A 20628-nucleotide genomic window follows, 5' to 3' on the forward strand; every position below is an offset into this window, starting at 1 on the left:
TCGGGCTGGCTCCCTCACCCGTCAGCGCCTACACTGCCGCGACTCCAGGGAGCCCACCATGCGCATAGTTGCTGACGAAAACATTCCACTGCTCGACGCCTTCTTCCAGGGTTTCGGTGAAATCCGCCGCTACCCCGGCCGCACCCTCGACCGCGCTGCCGTGGCCGACGCCGACATCCTGCTGGTGCGCTCGGTGACCCAGGTGACGCGCGAACTGCTCGAAGGCACCCCGGTGCGTTTCGTCGGCACCTGCACCATCGGCACCGATCACCTCGACCTGGAATATCTCAAGCAAGCGGGCATCCAGTGGTCCAGCGCGCCAGGCTGCAATGCCCGAGGCGTGGTGGATTATGTGCTGGGCAGCCTGCTGACCCTGTCTGAAATCGAAGGCGCCGATCTGGCCAAGCGCACCTACGGCGTCGTGGGTGACGGGCAGGTGGGTGGTCGGCTGATCAAGGTGCTGCGCGGCCTGGGCTGGAACGTGCTGGTCTGCGATCCGCCCCGTCAGGCCGCCGAAGGGGGTGACTACGTCAGCCTCGACGAAATCATCGCTCGCTGCGACGTCATCAGCCTGCACACCCCTTTGAACAAGACCGGCGAATCGCCGACCTGGCACCTGTTCGACCGCAGCCGCCTGCAAGGCCTCAAGCAAGGCACATGGCTGATCAACGCCGCACGCGGGCCGATCATCGACAACCTGGCCCTGCGCCAGGTGCTGCTCGAGCGTGAAGACCTGCAAGCGGTGCTGGATGTCTGGGAAAAAGAACCCCTGGTGGATCCGGACCTCGCCGAACTCTGCGTCATCGGCACCCCGCACATCGCCGGCTACAGCCTCGACGGCCGCCAGCGCGGCACGGCGCAGATCTACCAGGCGCTGTGCGAGCACCTGGGCCAGCCTGCGGCCATTCGCCTGGAGGACCTGTTGCCCCGGCAATGGCTGGCCCAGGTGACCCTGGACGCCGAGACCGATCCGGTCTGGGCGCTGAACATGCTCTGCCGCGGTGTCTACGATCCACGCCGTGACGACGCCGACTTTCGCCGCAGCCTGGTCCCCGATGCCACCCAGCAGAAGCTGGCCTTCGATGCCCTGCGCAAACACTATCCGCCGCGCCGGGAAATCGAGGGCCTGCACGTGGATATCAAGGGGCAATCGGCTGCACTGATGCAGATCGTTCAGGCCCTTGGCGCGGTGCTGGTCGACGAGTGATTACCGGGTGTACTTCTTGATATAGCCCCACAGCGTCTCGGGCAGGCGCGGCGGAATCTGCTGCCAGAATCCACGCATGCGGCCCAAGGCGCGGTAGGCGCTCTCCCAGGCCTCGCGGCGGTCATTGTCGCCTACGACCGGTGCATGGGTCATCTCGATGAAATTGGCGAAGCTGCAAGGCACGGGCAGCAGCTCGCTTCGTTCGATGCGTCGGATCTGCCGTTCCAGAGTGATCGGCTGGCCCGTTTCGTCGAGAAACTCCAGCGGCGTGAGGCTGTTGATGTGATCGCAGCGGCTGCGGCACAGCAGCCGGCGGTTTTTCAGCTCGCCGAACCCGCGTTCGTACATGCTGATGGTCGATCCACTGACACGCATGCAGGCTGCCTCGAAGGCATTGAGGATTGCCTCGGCGTTCTCCAGGCTGGCCTCGATGGTCGCGACATCGACAAAGCGCTCCAGCGTGCCTTGCTCAAGGGCGTCGAGCGCGCGCTTGATGGTCGACAGGTGGACGAAGTCCTTCTTGCAGCCGATCAGGTGCACGTCGAACTGGTAATCGGCCAGTTCCTTGCCGTTGATGACGGTCGCGAACGCCTTGGTGTCCAGCGCTGTTTCCATGATGATGTTGTACTTGTTTTCATGGGCGTAGGCGAAAATGCGCGCACACAACTCCCAGATAAACGTTTCGGTGTGCTTGTAGCGGCTGAGAACGTCCTGATCGGCGAATTCGGCATAGCGCGGGTGAAGTTCCCGAAAGCTCTCCTTGTACAGACGCACGTAATTGGCGTAACCGCCATCCTTGAGCAGCGTGTTATTGAGCATGTAGGTCTTGCCGGAGCCCTGAACCCCGGCGACCACCAGGATCTTCGGCGCGGGCAGTCCATCGTCGCCAATGTCTTTCCTGACGTTGAACAGGCTCGCTTCCAGTGTTTCGTAGGCGGCGTCCAGTTCTTTGGGCGTGTAGCTGTAATGTGTAGCGGGCATAACGATCTTCCTTGGATTGAGTCGATTGACTGATAAGCCGGGGACGTAATCGCAAGGAGGTGGGTAGGGCAAGCAGTTAGCAGCCCTTGTTTATTGCAGGATGTTTAAAACGCCCATAAAAAACCCGGCAATGGCGCCGGGTTTCAAGTAAGTCTGTTCATCAGTCTTGTTTTTCAGGTTTGACCCAGTACTTTTCGCATTCCTGACATGCGGCCTGAACCATCTCTTCAGTAATCAGGACTTCCTTTCCGTCCTTGTCAAGAATCGCGCCCCCCAGTTGAAACTCCGGTTGAGGGCGTACGACGGGTTCGTGACTGCTCTGCTGCAAGCTCATGGGCCTCTCTCCTCATCAGGTTGTGCGTTTTACGGTATCCACGCTTGATGACCACCCCGTGACATCCGCGGGTGCTGCGCGGGCACCTTTTACCTGACTGGCTGTGCCGCCCCGAGTTCAGCGCATCTCGACGAGCGTGCAGGTGACGAGCGGTGTAGGCTCTGCCACTTGAGCCGTCTATCCAGGTGTATTTCATGGCAGCAGTGTTATCAGGGCGTCAGCGTCACGCCATTCGTCTGGCCATGCGCATGCTCGCGCCTTATCGCAGGCAGGCCATCGGTGCGCTGGTGGCGTTGATTGTCACGGCGGCCATCACGTTGTCCATGGGGCAGGGCATCCGGCTGATGGTCGATCAGGGATTCATGACCCGCTCGCCGACCCTCCTCAACGAAACCATCGGCCTGTTCATGTTGCTGATCCTGGCGCTGGCGGTGGGCACCTTCACCCGTTTTTACCTGGTGTCGTGGATCGGCGAACGGGTGGTGGCCGATCTGCGCAAGCAGGTGTTCGATCACCTGGTCAGCCTGCATCCCGGCTTCTACGAAAACAACCGCAGCTCGGAGATCCAGTCACGCCTGACCGCCGACACCACGCTGTTGCAATCGGTGATCGGCTCGTCGCTGTCGATGTTTCTGCGCAACGCGCTGATGGTGATCGGCGGGGTGATTCTGCTGTTTTTCACCAACCCCAAGCTGACCAGTATCGTGGTGATCGCGTTGCCGCTGGTGGTGGCGCCGATCCTGATCTTCGGGCGGCGGGTGCGCAGCCTGTCGCGGGAGAGCCAGGACCGGGTCGCGGATGTCGGCAGCTATGTCTCCGAGGCCCTGGGCCAGATCAAGACGGTGCAGGCCTACAACCATCAGGCCCAGGACCGGCAGCGCTTCGGGCAGACCGCCGAAGACGCGTTCGACACGGCGCGCAAGCGGATCCTGCAGCGTTCGTGGCTGATCACCCTGGTCATCGTGCTGGTGCTTGGCGCGGTGGCGGTGATGCTCTGGGTAGGTGGCATGGATGTCATTGCCGGGCGCATTTCCGGCGGTGAACTGGCAGCCTTCGTGTTCTACAGCCTGATCGTCGGCAGCGCGTTCGGCACCCTCAGCGAAGTGATCGGGGAGCTGCAACGGGCGGCAGGCGCGGCAGAACGCATCACCGAACTGCTGCAGGCGCGCAGTGAAATCACCCCGCCTGCCGAGGATGTCCTGGTGCTGCCGCAACGGGTCAGTGGGCGGCTGGAGCTTGCGAACGTCAGCTTCGCTTACCCGTCGCGGCCCGAGCGCAATGCCGTAGAGGACCTGACGCTGACCATCGAGCCCGGCGAAACCCTGGCGCTGGTCGGGCCGTCGGGGGCGGGCAAGTCGACGCTGTTCGATCTGCTGCTGCGTTTCTACGATCCGCAACAGGGGCAGGTGCGCATCGAGGGCTTGCCGGTCGAGCGTCTCGATCCGCTGGACCTGCGCCGCTGTTTCGCCTGGGTATCCCAGACGCCGGCGCTGTTCTTCGGCAGCGTCGAGGACAACATTCGCTATGGCCGCCCGGATGCCAGCCTTGAGCAGATTCAGGCTGCGGCGCGGATCGCCCATGCCCACGAGTTCATCGAGCTGTTGCCCCAGGTGTATCAGACTCACCTGGGCGATGGCGGGATGGGGCTATCAGGCGGGCAGCGCCAGCGCCTGGCCATTGCCCGGGCGCTACTGGCCGATGCGCCGGTTCTGCTGCTCGACGAGGCCACGAGTGCCCTGGATGCCCAGAGCGAGCATCTGATTCAGCAGGCCTTGCCTACCTTGATGAAGGACCGCACGACCCTGGTGATCGCCCACCGTCTGGCCACGGTGCAGAACGCTGACCGGATTGCGGTGATGGATCAGGGGCGGCTGGTGGCGGTGGGTACGCATCAGCAACTGATTGCCAGCAATGCGCTGTATGCGCGACTGGCGGCGTTGCAATTCAATGCGATGGGCCCTGCGAATGAGCTTGTGTAGCAGCACGGCTTGCCGGCGTTGGCGTACTTGCAGTCGCCACCGCCAGCAAGCGGAGCGCCACCCGGCCGGGCGGCGACAGGAAGAGGGTGTCAGTCCTTGCGGTATTCACACAGATAAGCGGTTTCGACGCTCACTTCCAGGTCGAACTTGCTGTTGGCCGGCACACGGAACTGGTCGCCCGCGTTAAAGGTTTCCCAATCGTTGCTGCCTGGCAGCAGGACTTTCAGCGAGCCGGACACCACGTGCATGATCTCGCGGTCGGCGGTGCCGAAGTTGTACTTCCCTGGCGCCATGACACCGATAGTGGCTGCGCCATCGGCTTGCTGGAAGGCGATGGACTTAACGGTGCCGTCGAAATATTCGTTGACCTTGAACATGGCGGATTCCTTGGAAAGGGCTGAAAAAGGCCGGACAGTATGCCCAACGTATAAAAGGACGTCATCCGCTTTGATAAATGCGTCACATCAGGCCGGAATCACCAGCGGCAACAGCCTTGCGGTGTTGCGCGCATCGGTCAGTGCCCGGTGTTGCTGGCCGCTGAAATGCATGCCCGCCAGTTGCAGGGCAGTGTTCAGGCCGCAGGGTTTCTGCAGATGCCGCGCCTTGGCGAAGCGCTGCTTGAGGTTGATGTGCGAGAGGCCGCTCAACTCGCTGACCAACTGATGCTGCTGCCATTGCAGTTCGAACTGCTGACGATCGTAGTCGCCCCAGCTGACCCAGCCCTGCAGGCGGCTGCGATGATTGCCCAGCCAGCGCTCGAATTGCGGCCAGATGGCTGGCAAAGGCTGGGCGGTGTCGATCTGCGCCTGCTGGATATGGGTCAGCTCGCGGCAGAACGGGGTCAGCAATGGCCGCCTGACCGGACGCACGAAACGCTCGAAATGATCGACCTCCCGCCCGTCCGAATTGACCACGCAGGCGCCGATCTCAATGATTTCCATCTCTGCCACCGGCCATCCGCCCTCTTCGGTGGTGGCCTCCAGGTCTATCACCAGCCAGTGGGGCATGTGCAACTCCAGTCTCAAATCCGTGGCACCGCCATGGAGCGTAGCTGCTCAATCAGACTCACAGGAAGGCCGATGGTTTGCGCGGTGCTGCGGATTTTTACCGCACGACCGTCGGGAATGTTCCACAAGCTGCTTGCCTGCCTGGCTTGCAGGGCATAAATTGCGGCGCGTCCGGCGATTTTGTAAGCGTTTTTTTCCGGGATGGCGGAGCCGGGAATGGCTTGCGTATTCCCGCGGCGATGCTCAAGCGATGCGCTCCGGGCGCGGCCCGTGGTTGCGGGGCATTCATATCAAGAATAAATCGGACTTCGCGTTGTTTGACCGTTGTCTAATTGTTTTCAAACGCATAGCTTACGTACTTCGATTCGTCGGGAGTGTTCTGTCTTGATGTCTATGCCAATGCGGATGGCTCTGAAAACGCTGCTGCTGGTCACGACCACCCTGTGCGCTTGGCAGGCGAGCGCGGCGCAGGTCGTGCGCATTGGCGCGGCGCATTTTCCGCCGTACACGATTCGCCCCGAGCGCGGTGAAGACACCGGTTTGCTGCCGCAGATGGTCAGCGCCCTGAACGCCATGCAGAGCGAATACCGTTTCGAGATGGTACCCACCTCCATTCCTCGTCGTTTCCGGGATTTTCAACAGGCGCGCTTCGATATGGCGATCTTCGAGAACCCGGGCTGGGGCTGGAAAGACATTCCCCACGAAGACGTCGACATGGGCCTGGAAGACGCGGAAATCTTCGTCGCCCACCGTGGCGCGGGTCGCACCCAGAGCTATTTCGACGACTTGCGCGGCAAGCGGCTGGCGCTGTTCAGCGGGTATCACTACGCCTTCGCCGACTTCAACGCCGACCCCAAATTTCTCGCCGAGCACTACAACGCCACGCTGACCTATTCCCACGACAGCAATCTTGCGATGGTGCTACGGGATCGGGCAGACATCGCCCTGGTCACGCGCTCGTACCTGAGCACCTTCCTGGCCAACAACCCGCAGGATGCCAACCAGTTCATGGCGTCGGACAAGGTGGATCAGGTGTATCGCCATTTCGCGCTGTTGCGGCCGGGGGCGCCGATCACGGGGGAGCGGTTCAGTGATCTGCTGCGTCAGTTGCGGGAAAACGGGCAGATGTTCAGGATTTTCCAGCCGTTTCGCATCGCCGTCACGCCACAGGCCAGCCACCACGCCGTGGCGCTGGACATGGATGAAGGTCGGGATTGAAGGGGAGCGGGCGGCGCCTTTGGCTCCGCCCGCAGTCATCAGCGGTCGCGAGCTTCCTTGGCATCCATTTCGGCATTGCGCTCATGAACTCGCTTGAGTTGTTCTTCGGTCAGGGGAAGTTTTTTTGCTGAATCCTTGAGCATCAGCAAACCACCGACGATCGAGCCTATTGCAACGACCAGTATCAACCACGCGTACCAGGGCATGATGCTCACTCCTTATTGTGATAAAGCTTTGAGCAATGGCGCTGCCCACAGGTTCCATTGTATGAGATGCCCGGTCGGGCGAGTATCGTGATGATGCTTCGGCAGGCCCCGTTTCAGGCATTGCGGGGTTTTACCATGGAGTTGCCGATCACCGGGTCCCGCGCCGGGACATGTTCAGCTACAATGCGCGCCGATTTCGACTTGCCAGAGAACCCGCTCATGTCCGCCTGCCAGACCCCCATCATCGTTGCCCTGGATTTCCCGACCCGCGAAGCGGCGTTGAAGCTGGCAGACCAGCTCGATCCGAAACTGTGCCGGGTCAAAGTGGGCAAGGAGCTGTTCACCAGCAGCGCGTCAGGCATCGTCGAAACCTTGAATGACAAGGGTTTCGAGGTGTTCCTGGACCTCAAATTCCATGACATCCCCAACACCACTGCCATGGCGGTCAAGGCTGCGGCCGAGATGGGCGTGTGGATGGTCAACGTGCACTGCTCCGGCGGCCTGCGCATGATGGCGGCCTGCCGCGACGTGCTGGACCAGCGCACCGGCGCCAAGCCATTGCTGATCGGCGTGACCGTGCTGACCAGCATGGAACGTGAGGATCTGGCCGGCATCGGCCTGGACATCGAGCCGCAGGAGCAGGTGCTGCGCCTGGCGGCACTGGCGCAGAAGGCCGGTATGGACGGCCTGGTGTGCTCGGCCCTGGAGGCCCAGGCGCTCAAGGCTGCGCACCCATCGCTGCAACTGGTGACCCCAGGTATCCGCCCGGCGGGCAGCGCCCAGGACGACCAGCGCCGCATCCTGACCCCGCGCCAGGCACTGGACGCCGGCTCCGACTACCTGGTCATCGGCCGCCCGATCAGCCAGGCGGCCGATCCTGCCAAGGCGCTGGCCGAAGTGGTTGCGCAACTGGCGTAAGGCTGCGATCCCCTTGTAGGAGCGCGCTTGCCCGCGACGGGTTTTAGCTGACGTTGCAAGGGTGGCTGACACTCTGCTGTCGCGGGCAAGCGCGCTCCTACTGGCCCGCCGGCAAGCCGTGCTGCTACGGGGTTGAGAGGTCAGGGCTCAGTAGCCGATCCGCTTGAGGATCGACTCCTTGCTCTCCTTCGAAGGCCGTCCGTAGAACTTCAGCAACTCCGAAGCGCGGTTGGTGAAGAAACCGTCGACACCGCGCTCGCTGATGGCCTTGAAGTCCACGGCATCGTCCACGGTGTAGGGGTGGATAATCATGCCGCGCTCGTGGGCCATCTTGTTCATCCATGGCTGCACCAGGTCCATGTAGCTCTGGTCACCGCCATTCTTCAGGGCTGCCGCAGGGCCTGTGCCCACCGCGCCATGGGCCTTGGCCCAATCCATCCACGCCGCGAAATCCTCCTTGGACTTGACCTGTTGCGTCGCGTAGAACGCCGCCTTGTCCTTGGCCCCCGAGTCCTTGAAGCCCTTGTCCGACGCTGCCGGGATATAGCCGTCGCCCAGCCACAGCAGCAGCACCTTTGGCGTGTCCGGCATGGCTTTGTGCAACAGTTCCAGGCTTGGCTTTTCAAAGGTCTGCAACACCACGCGACCTGGCATGTGTGCGACGTTCACATGACCTTTCTCGGCCGCCGGACGCTGGCTCAGCCAGCCACGTTGCGCGAGTTTGTTCTTCAAGTCTTCCTCGATACCGGGAAACTGCGCCGGCACCTTGGTTTCGATGTACAACCCGGGCTTGTTCTTACCGCCCTCGGCGATATCGATCACCTCGTCCAGCGTCAGGATCTTCAACCCCGCGTAGCTGGCGCGGGCGCGATCCGGATGGGCCTTGTTGAACCATGAGCCGGCATCCAGGCGCTTGATTTCTTCAAGGGTGAAGCTGCTCAGCGGATCCTTCACCCGGTCGGGGTAGACCTGGGCGATGTTGGTGGTCCTCTCCAGGGTGTCGTCGTGCAGCGCGATCAGGACACCGTCTTTGGTGCGCTGGATGTCCATCTCCAGATAGTCCGCGCCCAGTTCGCGAGCCAGGGTGTAGGAGGGCACGGTTTCTTCAGGGGCATCGAACGAGGCGCCGCGATGGGCGATGACCGCAGGCCACGGCACGCCGATTTTCGCCGCCAGCGCCTTGCCCGGCGCGTCGGCGGCACCGGCCAGTCCCGAAGACAACAGCGCACCGGCCAGTGCGGCGGTGCTCAACGTTCTACTGATTCCTTTGAACATAAGCTCTCGTTCCTTTTTTGTGCATGATTCGTTCAAGTGCTCAATCGGCAGATGGCCGAACGCATCGGGTTTGGGCACTATGACCGCAGGTTAGGTCATTTTTTATGACCTACCTCTCTCGAAAGCGTGAACGTTGGCTAATGCAGGTAGTGCTTTTCGCATGGAAACAAACACTTACGCGGCGCTTACGGGATTTGTCGACATGTTGCTGGACGCCATCTGCGTGGTCGACGCAGAAGGGCGGTACGTCTTTGTCAGCGCGGCGGCGGAGCGGATCTTCGGTTATCTGCCACAGGAGCTGATCGGGCGCAGGATGATCGAGCTGGTGCATCCCGATGACCAGGAGCGCACCCTTGCGGCGGCAGGCGAGATCATGGCCGGGCAACCCAACCTCGGTTTCGAGAACCGCTACGTGCGCAAGGACGGGCGCATCGTCCATATCATGTGGTCGGCGCGCTGGTCGCAGGATCACAAGCTGCGCATCGCCGTGGCCCGGGACATCACCGAGCGCAAGCGCGCCGAATCGATGCGCACCGCGCTGTTTCGCATCTCGGAGGCGGCCCACGTCGCCTGCGACCTGTCGGCACTGTTCAAGGACATTCATGGCGTCATCGGCGATCTGCTGCCGGCGCGCAATTTCTTCGTCGCCTTGAAGGATAAATACAGCGGCCTGCTGAACTTTCCTTACCACGTCGACGAACAGGACCCTTCGTTGCAACGGCCTATGGCTGACGCATTGGCAACGGAAGTGGCCAGCAGCGGGAAAACCCTGTTGCTGGCTTCAGGTTCCGAGCCCCGACAGAGCGACGATGGCGTGCCCGATTACCTCAGGCAGCGCATGGCAGAAGACGGGTTTTCCTGGCTGGGTGCGCCGCTGGAAACCCAGCACGGCATCATCGGCGCGCTGCTGGTCAAGAGTCACACCGATTGCCCGCCGTATGACGAGCGTGACAAGGAGTCGCTGCAGTTCGTCTCCACCCAGGTCGCTGCGGCCATCGAGCGCAAGCAACTCTACGAACGTCTCAAAAGCATGGCGCAGTACGATCAACTGACGCAGTTGCCCAATCGCATGCTTCTTCACGAGCGCTTGCAGCAGTCCCTTGAACGGGCAAAGAACAGCAAGGGCCGCATGGCGCTGTTGTATCTGGACCTGGACAAATTCAAGCTGGTCAACGACACCCTCGGCCACGCCGCAGGCGACCTGCTGTTGCAGGAAGTCGCGCACCGCCTCAAACAATGCGTGCGCGAGACAGACACCGTCGCCCGCATCGGCGGAGACGAGTTCGTCATCCTGCTCGATCGCGTCAACAGCCTCGAAGATTCCGGCAAGGTCGCCGACAAGATCTGCAAGACCCTCAACGTGCCAATGGTCCTCAAGGGCCACGACTGGCAGATCCTGCCCAGCATCGGCATCGCCAACTACCCCGAGAACGCAACCGACCTTGCGCAACTGTTCCGCCACGCCGATGAGGCGATGTACAGCGCGAAGAAGAATGGCGGGAATCGATTTCAGGGGTGAAAACCGCTCTAACTCGCGCTACTGTCTGTCCCTCTGCAAATTTCGGGACGTGATGATGGTGAAGACGGTTCTGGTGCTGGTGGAAAGTGTGAACGAGTATTTGCCGATTCTGGAGGAGGCAGGTTTTCGCCTGATCCTGGCGCCGACGCCGGCGACCCGGGCTGAAGCGGTGGCGACCCGGGGCGGAGAGATCGACGCGGTGTTGACCCGTGGTCCGCTGGGGCTGACGGCGGCGGAGATGGCGGCTCTGCCTGGGCTCGGGATCATCTGCGTGCTGGGCGCGGGGTACGAGCAGGTCGACTTGCCCGCCGCGCAGGCCCGGGGGATTACCGTGACCAACGGCGCCGGTGTCAATGCGCCGACCGTGGCTGATCATGCGATGGCCTTGCTGTTGTCACTGGTGCGCGACATTCCCCTGGCCGATGCATCGGTGCGTCGCGGTGAGTGGCGCAAGGTGACGCGACCTTCCTTCACCGGCAAGACCGTCGGGATTCTCGGCCTGGGTGCGGTCGGTCTGGCGATTGCCAAACGGGCGACGGGCTTCGACATGCAGATCGCCTATCACAACCGTTCGCCGCGTACGGACGTGGATTTCAACTATTGCGCGACGCCGCAGGCGCTGGCCGCCGAATCGGATGTCCTGATCGTGGCCACGCCGGGGGGCAGTGGCACTGCGCACCTGATCGACAAGGCAGCCATCGACGCATTGGGCGAGGAGGGGTTCCTGGTGAACATCGCCCGTGCCAGCGTGGTGGACACTGGGGCGCTGGTCGATGCCTTGCAGCACGGTCGCCTGGCCGGGGCGGCGCTGGATGTGTTCGACGACGAACCCCAGGTACCCGATGTCTTGAAGGCGCTGAGCAATGTCGTGCTCACCCCCCACGTCGGCGGGCTGTCGCCGGAGGCCTCTCGCGCCACGGTGCAACGGGTGGCTGACAATCTGCTGGCGTTCTATGCGGGCAAACCGGTGTTGACGCCGGTGTATGCCTGAAGGCCGGGCGGCCATCGTCCCGTAGCAGCCCGGCCGGGCGGCGCTCCGCTTGCCGGCGAGGCGCATTCGAGATCGCCGACGCCGGCAAGCCGGACTGCTACGGGTGAAGATTGTTTTTCAACATTCCAATAACAACAGGAGGTTCTCATGTCTGCATTGAAAGTCGCGCTGGTCAGCGGTGCCGGGAGCGGCATTGGCCGTGCGGTGGCGCTGAAATTGCTGGATGACGGCTATGCCGTGGTGCTGGCGGGTCGTCGTCTGGAGCCGCTGGTGGAGTTGGCCGAGCAGGCGAAGGCCGCGGGCCGCCAGGCGCTGGCGGTGTCCACCGACGTGCGTGATGCCGCCAGCGTACAGGCGCTGTTCGACAAGATCGAGAGTACCTATGGCCGCCTGGATGTGTCGTTCAACAACGCCGGGATTGGCGCGCCTGCGGTGCCGATGGATGAACTGTCGGTGGAGCAGTGGCAGAACGTGATCGATACCAACGTCACCGGCATGTTCCTGTGCGTGCGCGGGGCATTCGGCCTGATGCGCCGGCAGGTGCCTCAAGGCGGACGGATCATCAACAACGGGTCGATCTCCTCCCACACGCCACGCCTGTTCAGCTCGCCCTACACCTCCAGCAAACACGCGGTGCTGGGCCTGACCAAAAGCACTTCGCTGGACGGCCGCCAGTACAACATCGCCTGCGGCCAGATCGACATCGGCAACGCGCTGACCGACATGACCGACCGCATGACCAAGGGCGTGCCCCAGGCCGATGGCAGCCTGATGGTCGAGCCGACCATGAATGTGCAGCATGTGGCCGATGCGGTGAGCTACATGGCGTCGCTGCCGTTGTCGGCGAACGTGCTGAACATGACGGTCATGGCCAGCAGCATGCCGTTCGTGGGCCGTGGCTAAGCAGCACGCATCCACATCCCGTAGCAGCACGGCTTGCCGGCGGTCGCGGTGTGTCAGGAGCGGATATATTCACTGACACACCGCTCCCGCCGGCAAGCCGTGCTGCTACGCAGGCCAGCGTAGATTGACAGACCTTTGTTTCGTCCAAAACCTGACGGGATCTGTCCAACCCGGCGCGTTGGCGAGTCTGCACACTGTGTCCATGTCGAACACCTTTCATTCGAGGACATGACCATGAGCGAATTCGTCATCGCACCGGTCGCCACGCCATCGCTGGCGGTGGCGGGCACTTCCAGCCGCTTCCCGATCCGCCGGGTATTCTGCGTGGGCCGCAACTATTCCGAGCACGCCCGTGAAATGGGCCATGATCCGGATCGCGAACCGCCGTTCTTCTTTGCCAAACCCGCCGACGCCGTGGTCCCCGCGCAAGGCAGCATTCCCTATCCGCCGCTGACCGCCGACCTGCACCACGAGATCGAACTGGTGGTGGCGATCGGCAAGGATGGCGTCAACATTCAGCCTGAAGACGCATTGAGCCATGTCTGGGGCTACGGCGTTGGCCTGGACCTGACCCGTCGCGACTTGCAGGCCCAGGCCAAGAAAATGGGCCGTCCATGGGAATGGGCCAAGGCGTTCGATGCCTCGGCACCGGCCACTGCGTTGCTGCCGGTGAGCAAGGTCGGCCACCCTGAAACAGGCTCGATCTGGCTCGACGTCAACGGCGAAGCTCGCCAGCGCGGTGACCTGGCCGATCAGATCTGGGCGGTCAAGGATGTGATTGCCTACCTGTCGCAATCGGTGGGCGTGAAAGCCGGCGACCTGATCTACACCGGCACGCCAGCGGGTGTAGGCGCGTTGCAGCGCGGTGATGTGGTCACCGCCGGCATTGAAGGCATCGCTGAGCTGAGCCTGACCATCGACTAAAGCCGCAAGCCGCAAGCCGCAAGCCGCAAGCCGCAAGCTACAAGTCTCAAGCCAGTGCCAGGCGGCTTTTAACTTGCAGCTCGCGGCTTAAAGCTTGAAGCTTGTGTTTTTTTCAGGCCTCAAGCGATGGCGAACACCCCCCGCATCCAGACCTATGGCATGCAGCAGCGCAGCGACCGCATGGATTTCTACATCCGTGACAAATCGGCCCGCCCGGCCTTGACCTCGCCCCATCGTCACGAATATTTCCAGATCCAGATCAACCTCGGTGGCGACACCGTGCAGCACATCGGCGGTGCGATCCGGGCGTTTCCCCGCAACACCCTGGCGTTCATCCTGCCGCACCGGCTGCACGTGATTCCCCATCCTGAAGACGGCAATTTCGTGCTGATCAATTTCGCCCAGGAGTTCCTGCTGCAACATGTGCAGTGCGATCCGATGGACCTTGAGGACGTCTCCCTGACCGACTGCCCGGAGCTTGCGCCGTTCCGGTTCCAGGAGCATCTGGACTTCATTCTGGGGGACAGCGATTTCGCCGAGGTGACCGCGCTGCTGGACCTGATGCGCGAAGCGGACCGCACCCGTCAGTTGGGGTGCGCGGCGATTCTGCGGGGCTATCTGCTGCAGTTGATCGGCAAGGTCTGCAACCTGTTCGAGCCGCAGTTGCTGGCGCTTTCCCAGGACAAGGCCGAGCGAAGAGGGCGGCGCGACGCGATGGGGCGAGTCATGGTCTACATTCGCGAACACATCGCCGACCCGGCCATGACCCTGACCGATGCAGCGGCAGCGGCATTTCTGTCTCCTAACTACCTGACCCACCTGCTGCGCAAAGAGACCGGCAACACCTTTTCCGAACTGGTGCTGGAGCGGCGCATGCGCCTGGCGCGCACGCAATTGATGAACAGCGACAAACCCCTGAGCCATATCGCCCAGGTCTGCGGTTTCACCGACGAGGCCTATTTCTCACGGCGTTTTCGCAAGGCCCACGGCATGCCGCCGGGGCAGTTTCGGCGCGAACGCCGGTCTTGAGCACAACCCCGCTCTAACGCTGCCCCCCGCTTTCGTAGCAGTCCGGCTTGCCGGCGTCGGCGATCATAAGACCGCCCCCGCCGGCAAGCCGTGCTGCTACGGGGCTAGCTCAATGGTTCTGGTGAGTTCGCTGAACAACGCCGACACCGAGCGCAGCGCCCGGCAATCGGGGCGGGTGAGCAGCCACAGTTGCGTGTCGCAGCCTTGCAGAGGCTCACCCAGCGGTTGCAGTTCGCCCGCCCGCAGCATGAAGTCCGGCAACGCCGCCACGCCCATTCCCGCCCGCACCATCTGCGCCACGGTCTGCATCGAGCTGCAGCGGTAGCCGGGGTTGACCTGCGGCCATTGCTGACGGCGCCAGACAACCGTCGGGTGATCGGGCAGGAAATCATCCGGGGCGACCCAGACCATCCTGGCAAGGTCGCTGTGCTCGCAACGTTGCAGGTACTGGGCGCTGGCATAGACCCGGTACGACACCGTGCCCAGGCGCGTGCCTACTAGATGCTGGGGCGGTGCGTCGGTCAGGCGCAGCGCTATGTCGGCGTCGCGACGGCTGAGATTGGCGAAGGTATCGGACGTATTCAGTTCTAGGCGCAGGGCCGGATAGTCCGGCATGAAGCGCGTCAAGGCTGGCAGCAACAGGCTCTGCAACACCGCTTCGGTGCAGGTCAGGCGAACGCTGCCGCTGACCGTTTCGCGGTCCTGCTCCAGGGCGATCTGCGCCAATGCCAGCGCCTGCTCGGCAGTTTCGGCCTGTTGCGACAGCAGCAGCGCAGCGCTGGTGGGGCGATACCCGGCGCGGCTTTTCTCGAACAACGCGGTGCCCAAAGATTTCTCCAGGCGCCGTACCGCACGAAACACCGTGGAGACATCGACCTTGAGCTGTTCGGCGGCGCGGGCCAGGGTTCTGCCCCGCACCAGCGCGAGGATCAGCGACAGGTCCGCGTGGCAGATTCGATATTGCGTGGCTGCATGGATCACTTGCTTGAACGCCCATTTTGATTGCATGGACACAAGCTTATAGTCGCCGTCGCACGTTCAGCAAAGCGTTTTGATTTCAGGGAGCAGACATGCAAGACAAACAGGCAATTCGCATCGTATTGGTAGGTGACTACGACCCGCAGGTGGCCGCCCACCTGGCCATTCCGGTGGCGCTGGACCGAGTGGCGGGAGAGACAGGGGTTGTCGTCGAGTTCGACTGGTTGCCGACACCGGACGTGGGCAGCGGCGAAGTTCTCAAGTCATTCGACGGCATCTGGTGTGTGCCCGCCAGTCCCTATCGGGACATGAACGGTGCGTTGACCGCGATCCGTTTCGCCCGCGAACAGAAGGTGCCGTTTCTGGGCACCTGCGGCGGGTTTCAACACGCACTGCTGGAATACGCGCGCAATTGCCTAGGCTGGACCGATGCCGAACACGCCGAGACCGCGCCGGATTCGCAGCAAGCGATCATCACCGAACTCAGTTGTTCGCTGGTGGAGGCGTTCGCGCCGATTCGGCTGGTGCCCGGTTCGCGCATCGCCAGAGCCTACGGCAGCGAGCAGACCCAGGAGCGCTACCGTTGCCGCTACGGCCTGCGCAAGGCGCTTGAGAAAGAGGTGTTTGCCGGTCCGCTGAAGATAAGCGGCTACGATCCGGAAGGCGAGATTCGGGCGATGGAGCTGGAAGGGCATCCGTTCTTCGTCGCCACGCTGTTCCAGCCTGAGCGCGCCGCGCTTGAGGGCACCACACCGCCTTTGGTCAAGGCGTTCGTCAGCGCCTGCACGGCGCTGCGAATGTAACCGGCTTCCATACTAGGTTTCGGCTGCTTCTGGCCGAAGGCCGTGGGAGCGGGCTCGCCCGCGAATGCGTCGGACCTGACGCACTGGCGGTGGCTGGGCCACCACCTTCGCGGGCAAGCCCGCTCCCACAAGTCTGGGGGCGGTTACGGCATCACTGGCGGCAGGTACGCCAGGGTGGTGCCCAGTGCCCACAGCAGGAACAGCACCAGCGGGGTGTGCACCAGCAATTGCACGAAGGAGAAGCCGATCAGGTCCCGCGCCTTCAAGCCCAGCACGCCCAGCAGCGGCAGCATGTAGAACGGGTTGATCAGGTTCGGCAGGGCTTCTGCAGCGTTGTAGATCTGCACTGCCCAGCCCAGGTGATACTTCAGGTCATTGGCCACTTGCATCACATACGGCGCCTCGATGATCCACTTGCCGCCACCCGATGGAATGAAGAAGCCGAGGATCGCCGAATACACGCCCATCAGCAGCGCATAGGTGTCATGGGACGCGATGCTGGTGAAGAAGGTCGAGATGTGGTGCGCGACGGTCTGCGCATCGCCGCCCTTGACGGTGGTCAACAGGGCGGCAATCGAGCCGTACAGCGGGAACTGGATCAACACGCCCGTGGTGGTGGGCACGGCGCGGGCCACGGCATCCAGGAAGCTGCGTGGGCGCCAGTGCAGCAATGCGCCAACCATGATGAACAGGAAGTTATAGGTGTTCAGGCCGGAAATGGCGGTGATCGCAGGCTTGGTGGTGAACTCGTTGTACAGCCAGCCGGAGGCCAGCACGACCATCAGAATGATCAACAGCGGACTGTATTCCAGCCACTCGCCAGGGCGAGTGCGCGGTGGCAGGGGTGGCATGCTGAACGCAGGGTCGACGCCGCAATCCTTGGCTTCACGGGCGCTGTTCGGGCCGGGCGCAGTGGCGTAGGCGACGATGATCGAGACCACCACCAGCGCCAGCAGCATGACGCCCGATTGCCAGAGGAAGATGGTCTGGGTGAACGGGATCATCCCGGTGATCGCCAGGATCGACGGCGGCAGGCTGGCCGGGTTGGCTTGCAGTTGCGCAGCCGACGACGACAGGCCCAGTGCCCAGACAGCGCCCAGGCCCAGATAGGCAGCGGCGCCGGCGGCGCGGTAGTCCATTTTCAGGTCCGTGCGACGGGCCAGTGCCCGCACCAGCAAGCCGCCGAACACCAGCGACAGGCCCCAGTTGAGCAGCGACGCGACCATGGAAATCAGCGCGACCCAGGCCACGGCCGAGCGTCCGTTTTTCGGAATGCGTGCCAGGCGGTCGATCAGCTTCACGGCGGGTGGGGAGCTGGCGACGACATAGCCGCCGATGACCACGAAGGCCATCTGCATGGTGAACGGGATCAGGCTCCAGAATCCATCGCCGAAGGCCTTGGCGGTGTCGGCGGGTTTGGCGCCGATGACCAGGGTCGCCAGGGTGACGATGACCACGGCCAGGGCGGCGAACACCCAGGAGTCAGGGAACCAGCGCTCGGCCCATTTGGCGCAGCGCAGGGCAAATCGGGCGGAGCGGCTTTCTTCGATATCGGCGGCCACGTGTTGTACCTCTTGGAGTTATTTTAGGTGCTGTTTAAGTTGTTTTTATGTGTTGGCGGTGATGCAGAAAAAGGTGCCGCGCCAGATACGGCAATGCCCCTTCATTGCTGAAGGGGCAGGTTGGCATAGCGGTGTTACATCCGGGAGGCGCGCTCTCTGTAGGAGCGCGCTTGCCCGCGATGACGGTGTGTCAGCTAAGCAGATATTGAATCTACCTGCGCCGTCGCGGGCAAGCGCTCCTACAGGGAAACTGAACTCATCAGAACGTCATCTCGACCACATCGTCTGGCACGATCAGCTTGCCGGCGGTCTTGGCGACGATCTCTTCGATGCTCACGCCCGGCGCGGTTTCGCGCAGGATGAAGGCGCCGTTCTCGATTTCCAGGTAGGCCAGATCAGTCAGCACCTTCTTGATGCAGCCGGCGCCGGTCAGCGGCAGGCTGCAGCGCGACAGCAGCTTGGACTCGCCGTCCTTCGAAGCGTGGGTCATGGTGACGATGATGTTGTCGGCACCGGCCACCAGGTCCATCGCGCCGCCCATGCCTTTGACCAGCTTGCCGGGGATCATCCACGAGGCGATGTTGCCCTCGACATCGACCTCGAAGGCGCCCAGCACGGTCAGGTCCACATGACCGCCACGGATCATGGCGAAGGATTCGGCCGAGGAGAAGATCGAGGCGCCGACGCGGGCGGTCACGGTCTGTTTGCCGGCGTTGATCATGTCGGCATCGATGGTTTCCTCGGTAGGAAACGCGCCCATGCCCAGCAGGCCGTTTTCCGATTGCAGCATCACGTCGATGCCGTCCGGGACGTAGTTGGCGACCAGGGTCGGAATGCCGATGCCCAGGTTCACGTAGAAGCCGTCTTGCAATTCGCGCGCAACGCGCTGTGCCATTTGTTCGCGGGAGAGTGCCATGTCTTGGGTCTCTTTTATTCTGTTCGGTGGCCCATGTCGGATGGGGTGCGTCAGGCTTTTCTGACGGTGCGCTGCTCGATGCGTTTCTCGAAGGTGCCCAGGATCACCCGATCGACATAGATGCCGGGGGTGTGGATTTCAGTCGGCAGCAACACGCCCGGCTCGACGATTTCCTCGACCTCGACCACGGTGATCTTGCCTGCGGTGGCGGCAACCGGGTTGAAGTTCTGCGCGGTGTGGCGGTAGACCACGTTGCCGAAATGGTCGGCTTTCCAGCCCTTGACGATGGCGAAGTCGCCGGTGATGGCTTCTTCCAGGATCACGTTGCGGCCGTTGAACTGGCGGGTTTCCTTGCCTTCGGCGACAGGGGTGCCGTAGCCGGTGGCGGTGTAGAACGCGGGGATGCCGGCACCGCCTGCGCGCATTTTCTCGGCCAGGGTGCCTTGGGGGGTGAGTTCGACTTCCAGCTGGCCGTTGAGCAGCTGCTCCTCGAACAGTTTGTTCTCGCCGACGTAGGAGGCGATCATTTTGCGGATCTGCCGGTCTTCCAGCAGGATGCCCAGGCCGAAACCGTCGACGCCGCAGTTGTTGGAGACCACCGTCAGACCCTTCACGCCCATGCGCTTGATGTGGGCGATGAGGTTTTCGGGGATACCGCACAGGCCGAAACCGCCCGCCAGTACAGTCATGTTGTCGGTCAGCCCGGCGAGGGCCTCTTCGTACGTTGCTACTCGTTTGTCGAGTCCGGCCATGGTGCGATCTCCGCCTTCTTTGTAGTTGTGTCCGACAAGGGCGTGTCGGAAAGCGTTCACCGCATCTTCTCTCTCCCTCAGTGATTTGTTAATTTTGTTTTTTTCATGAATTCATAAGTTCTATAAATAAATGAACGTTAAACACCTTCGGGCGTTTCTCGCGGTGGCCCAGTGTCTGAGCTTTGCTCAGGCCGGTGAGCGGCTGCACCTGTCACAACCGGCGCTGAGCCTGACCATCAAGGCGCTGGAAGAGGACCTGGGCGGGCAGTTGCTGACCCGCACCACCCGCAGCGTCAGCCTGACGCCGGAAGGCGAGACGCTGTTGCCGCTGGCCCGGCAACTGCTGGCGGACTGGGACAACGCCGAAGAACTGCTGCGCCAGCGCTTCACTCTGCAGACGGGCAAGGTATCGATTGCCGCCATGCCGTCGTTCGCCGGCAACCTGCTGCCGGTGGCGCTCAAGGTGTTCCGCGAGCGCTACCCGAGGGTCAACGTGGCGGTGCACGACGTCATCAACGAGCAGGTGCTGGAACTGGTGGATCACAGGCGGGTGGAACTGGGCATCGGCTTTGAACCGGAGTCCAGCAACAACCTGAGCTTTACGCCGTTCTACATGGACCGCTTCGTGGCCGTCGTGCCGGTGGATTCGCCCTTGGCCGAGCAGGGCGAAGTGACCTGGGACGAGCTGCTGCATCACGACTTCATCACCCTGCAACGGCCGTCGGCAGTGCGCCTGCTGCTGGAGCAGGACCTGCAGACCCAGCACGGCAAATTATCAGTGGCGTTCGAAAGCCATCAGTTGTCGACCGTGGGGCGCATGGTCGCCAACGGCCTGGGGGTGAGCGCGGTGCCCTCGTTGTGCATTCAGCAGATGGAAGAGCTGGGCGCCCGTTGCATTGCCCTGGAAGGGCCGCGCATCGAGCGCAGGATCGGCCTGATGACCCTGGCCGATCACAAATTGTCGGCGGCGGCGCAGGCATTGCGCGATGTGTTAATCGAGTGTTCTAGAACCGCTTGATCTGTAGGAGCGCGCTTGCCGGCGACAGCGGTGGGCCAGACACATCCCTGGTGCTGGCACACCGCCGTCGCGGGCAAGCGCGCTCCTACAGTATCGGACGCTATTCAT

At 62.6% G+C, this 20628-nt stretch carries 21 protein-coding genes; 11 read left to right on the top strand and 10 right to left on the bottom strand.

The window, feature by feature from the left end:
* The first annotated feature begins 58 nt into the window (after window positions 1-58).
* Window positions 59-1207, top strand: coding sequence for a 4-phosphoerythronate dehydrogenase PdxB (gene pdxB, locus ACIPOO_RS21125; RefSeq protein ID WP_400609578.1), 1149 nt, complete (start codon window positions 59-61; stop codon window positions 1205-1207).
* Here the strand turns inward: pdxB and ACIPOO_RS21130 are convergent, their stop codons facing one another.
* Window positions 1208-2188, bottom strand: a complete 981-nt coding sequence (locus tag ACIPOO_RS21130; protein ID WP_400609580.1) for a zeta toxin family protein — start codon at window positions 2186-2188, stop codon at window positions 1208-1210. It lies immediately after the preceding gene.
* A gap of 160 nt (window positions 2189-2348) precedes the next feature.
* Entirely contained in the window at window positions 2349-2522 is a 174-nt protein-coding gene (locus ACIPOO_RS21135) for a PA1571 family protein (protein WP_274133533.1), read from the bottom strand.
* A 194-nt stretch (window positions 2523-2716) separates the two neighbouring features.
* Here ACIPOO_RS21135 and ACIPOO_RS21140 point away from each other — a divergent pair, with 194 nt between their 5' ends.
* Window positions 2717-4501, top strand: coding sequence for an ABC transporter transmembrane domain-containing protein (locus ACIPOO_RS21140; protein ID WP_400609582.1), 1785 nt, complete (start codon window positions 2717-2719; stop codon window positions 4499-4501).
* A gap of 89 nt (window positions 4502-4590) precedes the next feature.
* Here ACIPOO_RS21140 and ACIPOO_RS21145 read toward each other — a convergent pair whose 3' ends face one another.
* Window positions 4591-4878, bottom strand: a complete 288-nt coding sequence (locus ACIPOO_RS21145; RefSeq protein WP_274133531.1) for a pyrimidine/purine nucleoside phosphorylase — start codon at window positions 4876-4878, stop codon at window positions 4591-4593.
* 87 nt (window positions 4879-4965) lie between these two features.
* Window positions 4966-5508, bottom strand: coding sequence for an exonuclease domain-containing protein (locus tag ACIPOO_RS21150; RefSeq protein WP_400609584.1), 543 nt, complete (start codon window positions 5506-5508; stop codon window positions 4966-4968).
* Between the two features lie 387 nt (window positions 5509-5895).
* Between ACIPOO_RS21150 and ACIPOO_RS21155 the strand changes: the two genes are divergently transcribed.
* Window positions 5896-6726 (top strand): substrate-binding periplasmic protein, encoded by an 831-nt coding sequence (locus ACIPOO_RS21155; RefSeq protein WP_400609586.1) that lies wholly within the window; start codon window positions 5896-5898, stop codon window positions 6724-6726.
* A gap of 38 nt (window positions 6727-6764) precedes the next feature.
* Here ACIPOO_RS21155 and ACIPOO_RS21160 read toward each other — a convergent pair whose 3' ends face one another.
* Complete coding sequence (locus ACIPOO_RS21160) at window positions 6765-6932, bottom strand: DUF2897 family protein (RefSeq protein WP_093469957.1); 168 nt, start codon at window positions 6930-6932, stop codon at window positions 6765-6767.
* Between the two features lie 219 nt (window positions 6933-7151).
* Here ACIPOO_RS21160 and pyrF point away from each other — a divergent pair, with 219 nt between their 5' ends.
* Window positions 7152-7850: an orotidine-5'-phosphate decarboxylase gene (gene pyrF, locus ACIPOO_RS21165; RefSeq protein ID WP_274133528.1), complete on the top strand. Its 699-nt coding sequence runs from the start codon at window positions 7152-7154 to the stop codon at window positions 7848-7850.
* Window positions 7851-7997: 147 nt separating this feature from the next.
* Here the strand turns inward: pyrF and ACIPOO_RS21170 are convergent, their stop codons facing one another.
* Window positions 7998-9125, bottom strand: a complete 1128-nt coding sequence (locus ACIPOO_RS21170) for a glycerophosphodiester phosphodiesterase (protein WP_400609589.1) — start codon at window positions 9123-9125, stop codon at window positions 7998-8000.
* Between the two features lie 160 nt (window positions 9126-9285).
* Here ACIPOO_RS21170 and ACIPOO_RS21175 point away from each other — a divergent pair, with 160 nt between their 5' ends.
* The 5 genes from ACIPOO_RS21175 (at window position 9286) to ACIPOO_RS21195 (ending at window position 14491) form a co-directional block, all read left to right on the top strand.
* The gene (locus tag ACIPOO_RS21175) at window positions 9286-10644 is read left to right on the top strand and encodes a diguanylate cyclase domain-containing protein (protein ID WP_400609591.1); all 1359 of its coding nucleotides are present in this window, start codon (window positions 9286-9288) and stop codon (window positions 10642-10644) included.
* Between the two features lie 58 nt (window positions 10645-10702).
* Entirely contained in the window at window positions 10703-11635 is a 933-nt protein-coding gene (locus ACIPOO_RS21180; RefSeq protein ID WP_400609636.1) for a 2-hydroxyacid dehydrogenase, read from the top strand.
* A gap of 147 nt (window positions 11636-11782) precedes the next feature.
* Window positions 11783-12538, top strand: a complete 756-nt coding sequence (locus ACIPOO_RS21185; protein WP_400609593.1) for an SDR family oxidoreductase — start codon at window positions 11783-11785, stop codon at window positions 12536-12538.
* Window positions 12539-12772: 234 nt separating this feature from the next.
* Window positions 12773-13462 carry a fumarylacetoacetate hydrolase family protein gene (locus ACIPOO_RS21190; protein WP_400609595.1) on the top strand — a complete coding sequence of 230 codons (690 nt, stop codon included), beginning with the start codon at window positions 12773-12775 and terminating at the stop codon, window positions 13460-13462.
* 126 nt (window positions 13463-13588) lie between these two features.
* Window positions 13589-14491, top strand: coding sequence for a helix-turn-helix transcriptional regulator (locus ACIPOO_RS21195; RefSeq protein WP_400609597.1), 903 nt, complete (start codon window positions 13589-13591; stop codon window positions 14489-14491).
* A 96-nt stretch (window positions 14492-14587) separates the two neighbouring features.
* Here ACIPOO_RS21195 and ACIPOO_RS21200 read toward each other — a convergent pair whose 3' ends face one another.
* The gene (locus ACIPOO_RS21200; protein ID WP_400609599.1) at window positions 14588-15499 is read right to left on the bottom strand and encodes a LysR family transcriptional regulator; all 912 of its coding nucleotides are present in this window, start codon (window positions 15497-15499) and stop codon (window positions 14588-14590) included.
* 62 nt (window positions 15500-15561) lie between these two features.
* Here ACIPOO_RS21200 and ACIPOO_RS21205 point away from each other — a divergent pair, with 62 nt between their 5' ends.
* Complete coding sequence (locus ACIPOO_RS21205; RefSeq protein WP_400609601.1) at window positions 15562-16272, top strand: CTP synthase; 711 nt, start codon at window positions 15562-15564, stop codon at window positions 16270-16272.
* Window positions 16273-16415: 143 nt separating this feature from the next.
* Here ACIPOO_RS21205 and ACIPOO_RS21210 read toward each other — a convergent pair whose 3' ends face one another.
* From ACIPOO_RS21210 to ACIPOO_RS21220, 3 genes are all read right to left on the bottom strand, one after another.
* Window positions 16416-17834: a short-chain fatty acid transporter gene (locus ACIPOO_RS21210; protein WP_274133518.1), complete on the bottom strand. Its 1419-nt coding sequence runs from the start codon at window positions 17832-17834 to the stop codon at window positions 16416-16418.
* A gap of 259 nt (window positions 17835-18093) precedes the next feature.
* Window positions 18094-18750 carry a CoA transferase subunit B gene (locus ACIPOO_RS21215; protein ID WP_274133517.1) on the bottom strand — a complete coding sequence of 219 codons (657 nt, stop codon included), beginning with the start codon at window positions 18748-18750 and terminating at the stop codon, window positions 18094-18096.
* A gap of 50 nt (window positions 18751-18800) precedes the next feature.
* Complete coding sequence (locus ACIPOO_RS21220; protein WP_274133516.1) at window positions 18801-19502, bottom strand: CoA transferase subunit A; 702 nt, start codon at window positions 19500-19502, stop codon at window positions 18801-18803.
* A gap of 130 nt (window positions 19503-19632) precedes the next feature.
* Here ACIPOO_RS21220 and ACIPOO_RS21225 point away from each other — a divergent pair, with 130 nt between their 5' ends.
* Entirely contained in the window at window positions 19633-20520 is an 888-nt protein-coding gene (locus tag ACIPOO_RS21225) for a LysR family transcriptional regulator (protein ID WP_400609604.1), read from the top strand.
* The last annotated feature ends 108 nt before the right edge of the window (window positions 20521-20628 follow it).

The sequence above is a fragment of the Pseudomonas sp. NPDC090201 genome (genome assembly GCF_044746825.1).
In the GTDB taxonomy this organism is placed as follows: domain Bacteria; phylum Pseudomonadota; class Gammaproteobacteria; order Pseudomonadales; family Pseudomonadaceae; genus Aquipseudomonas; species Aquipseudomonas putida_AD.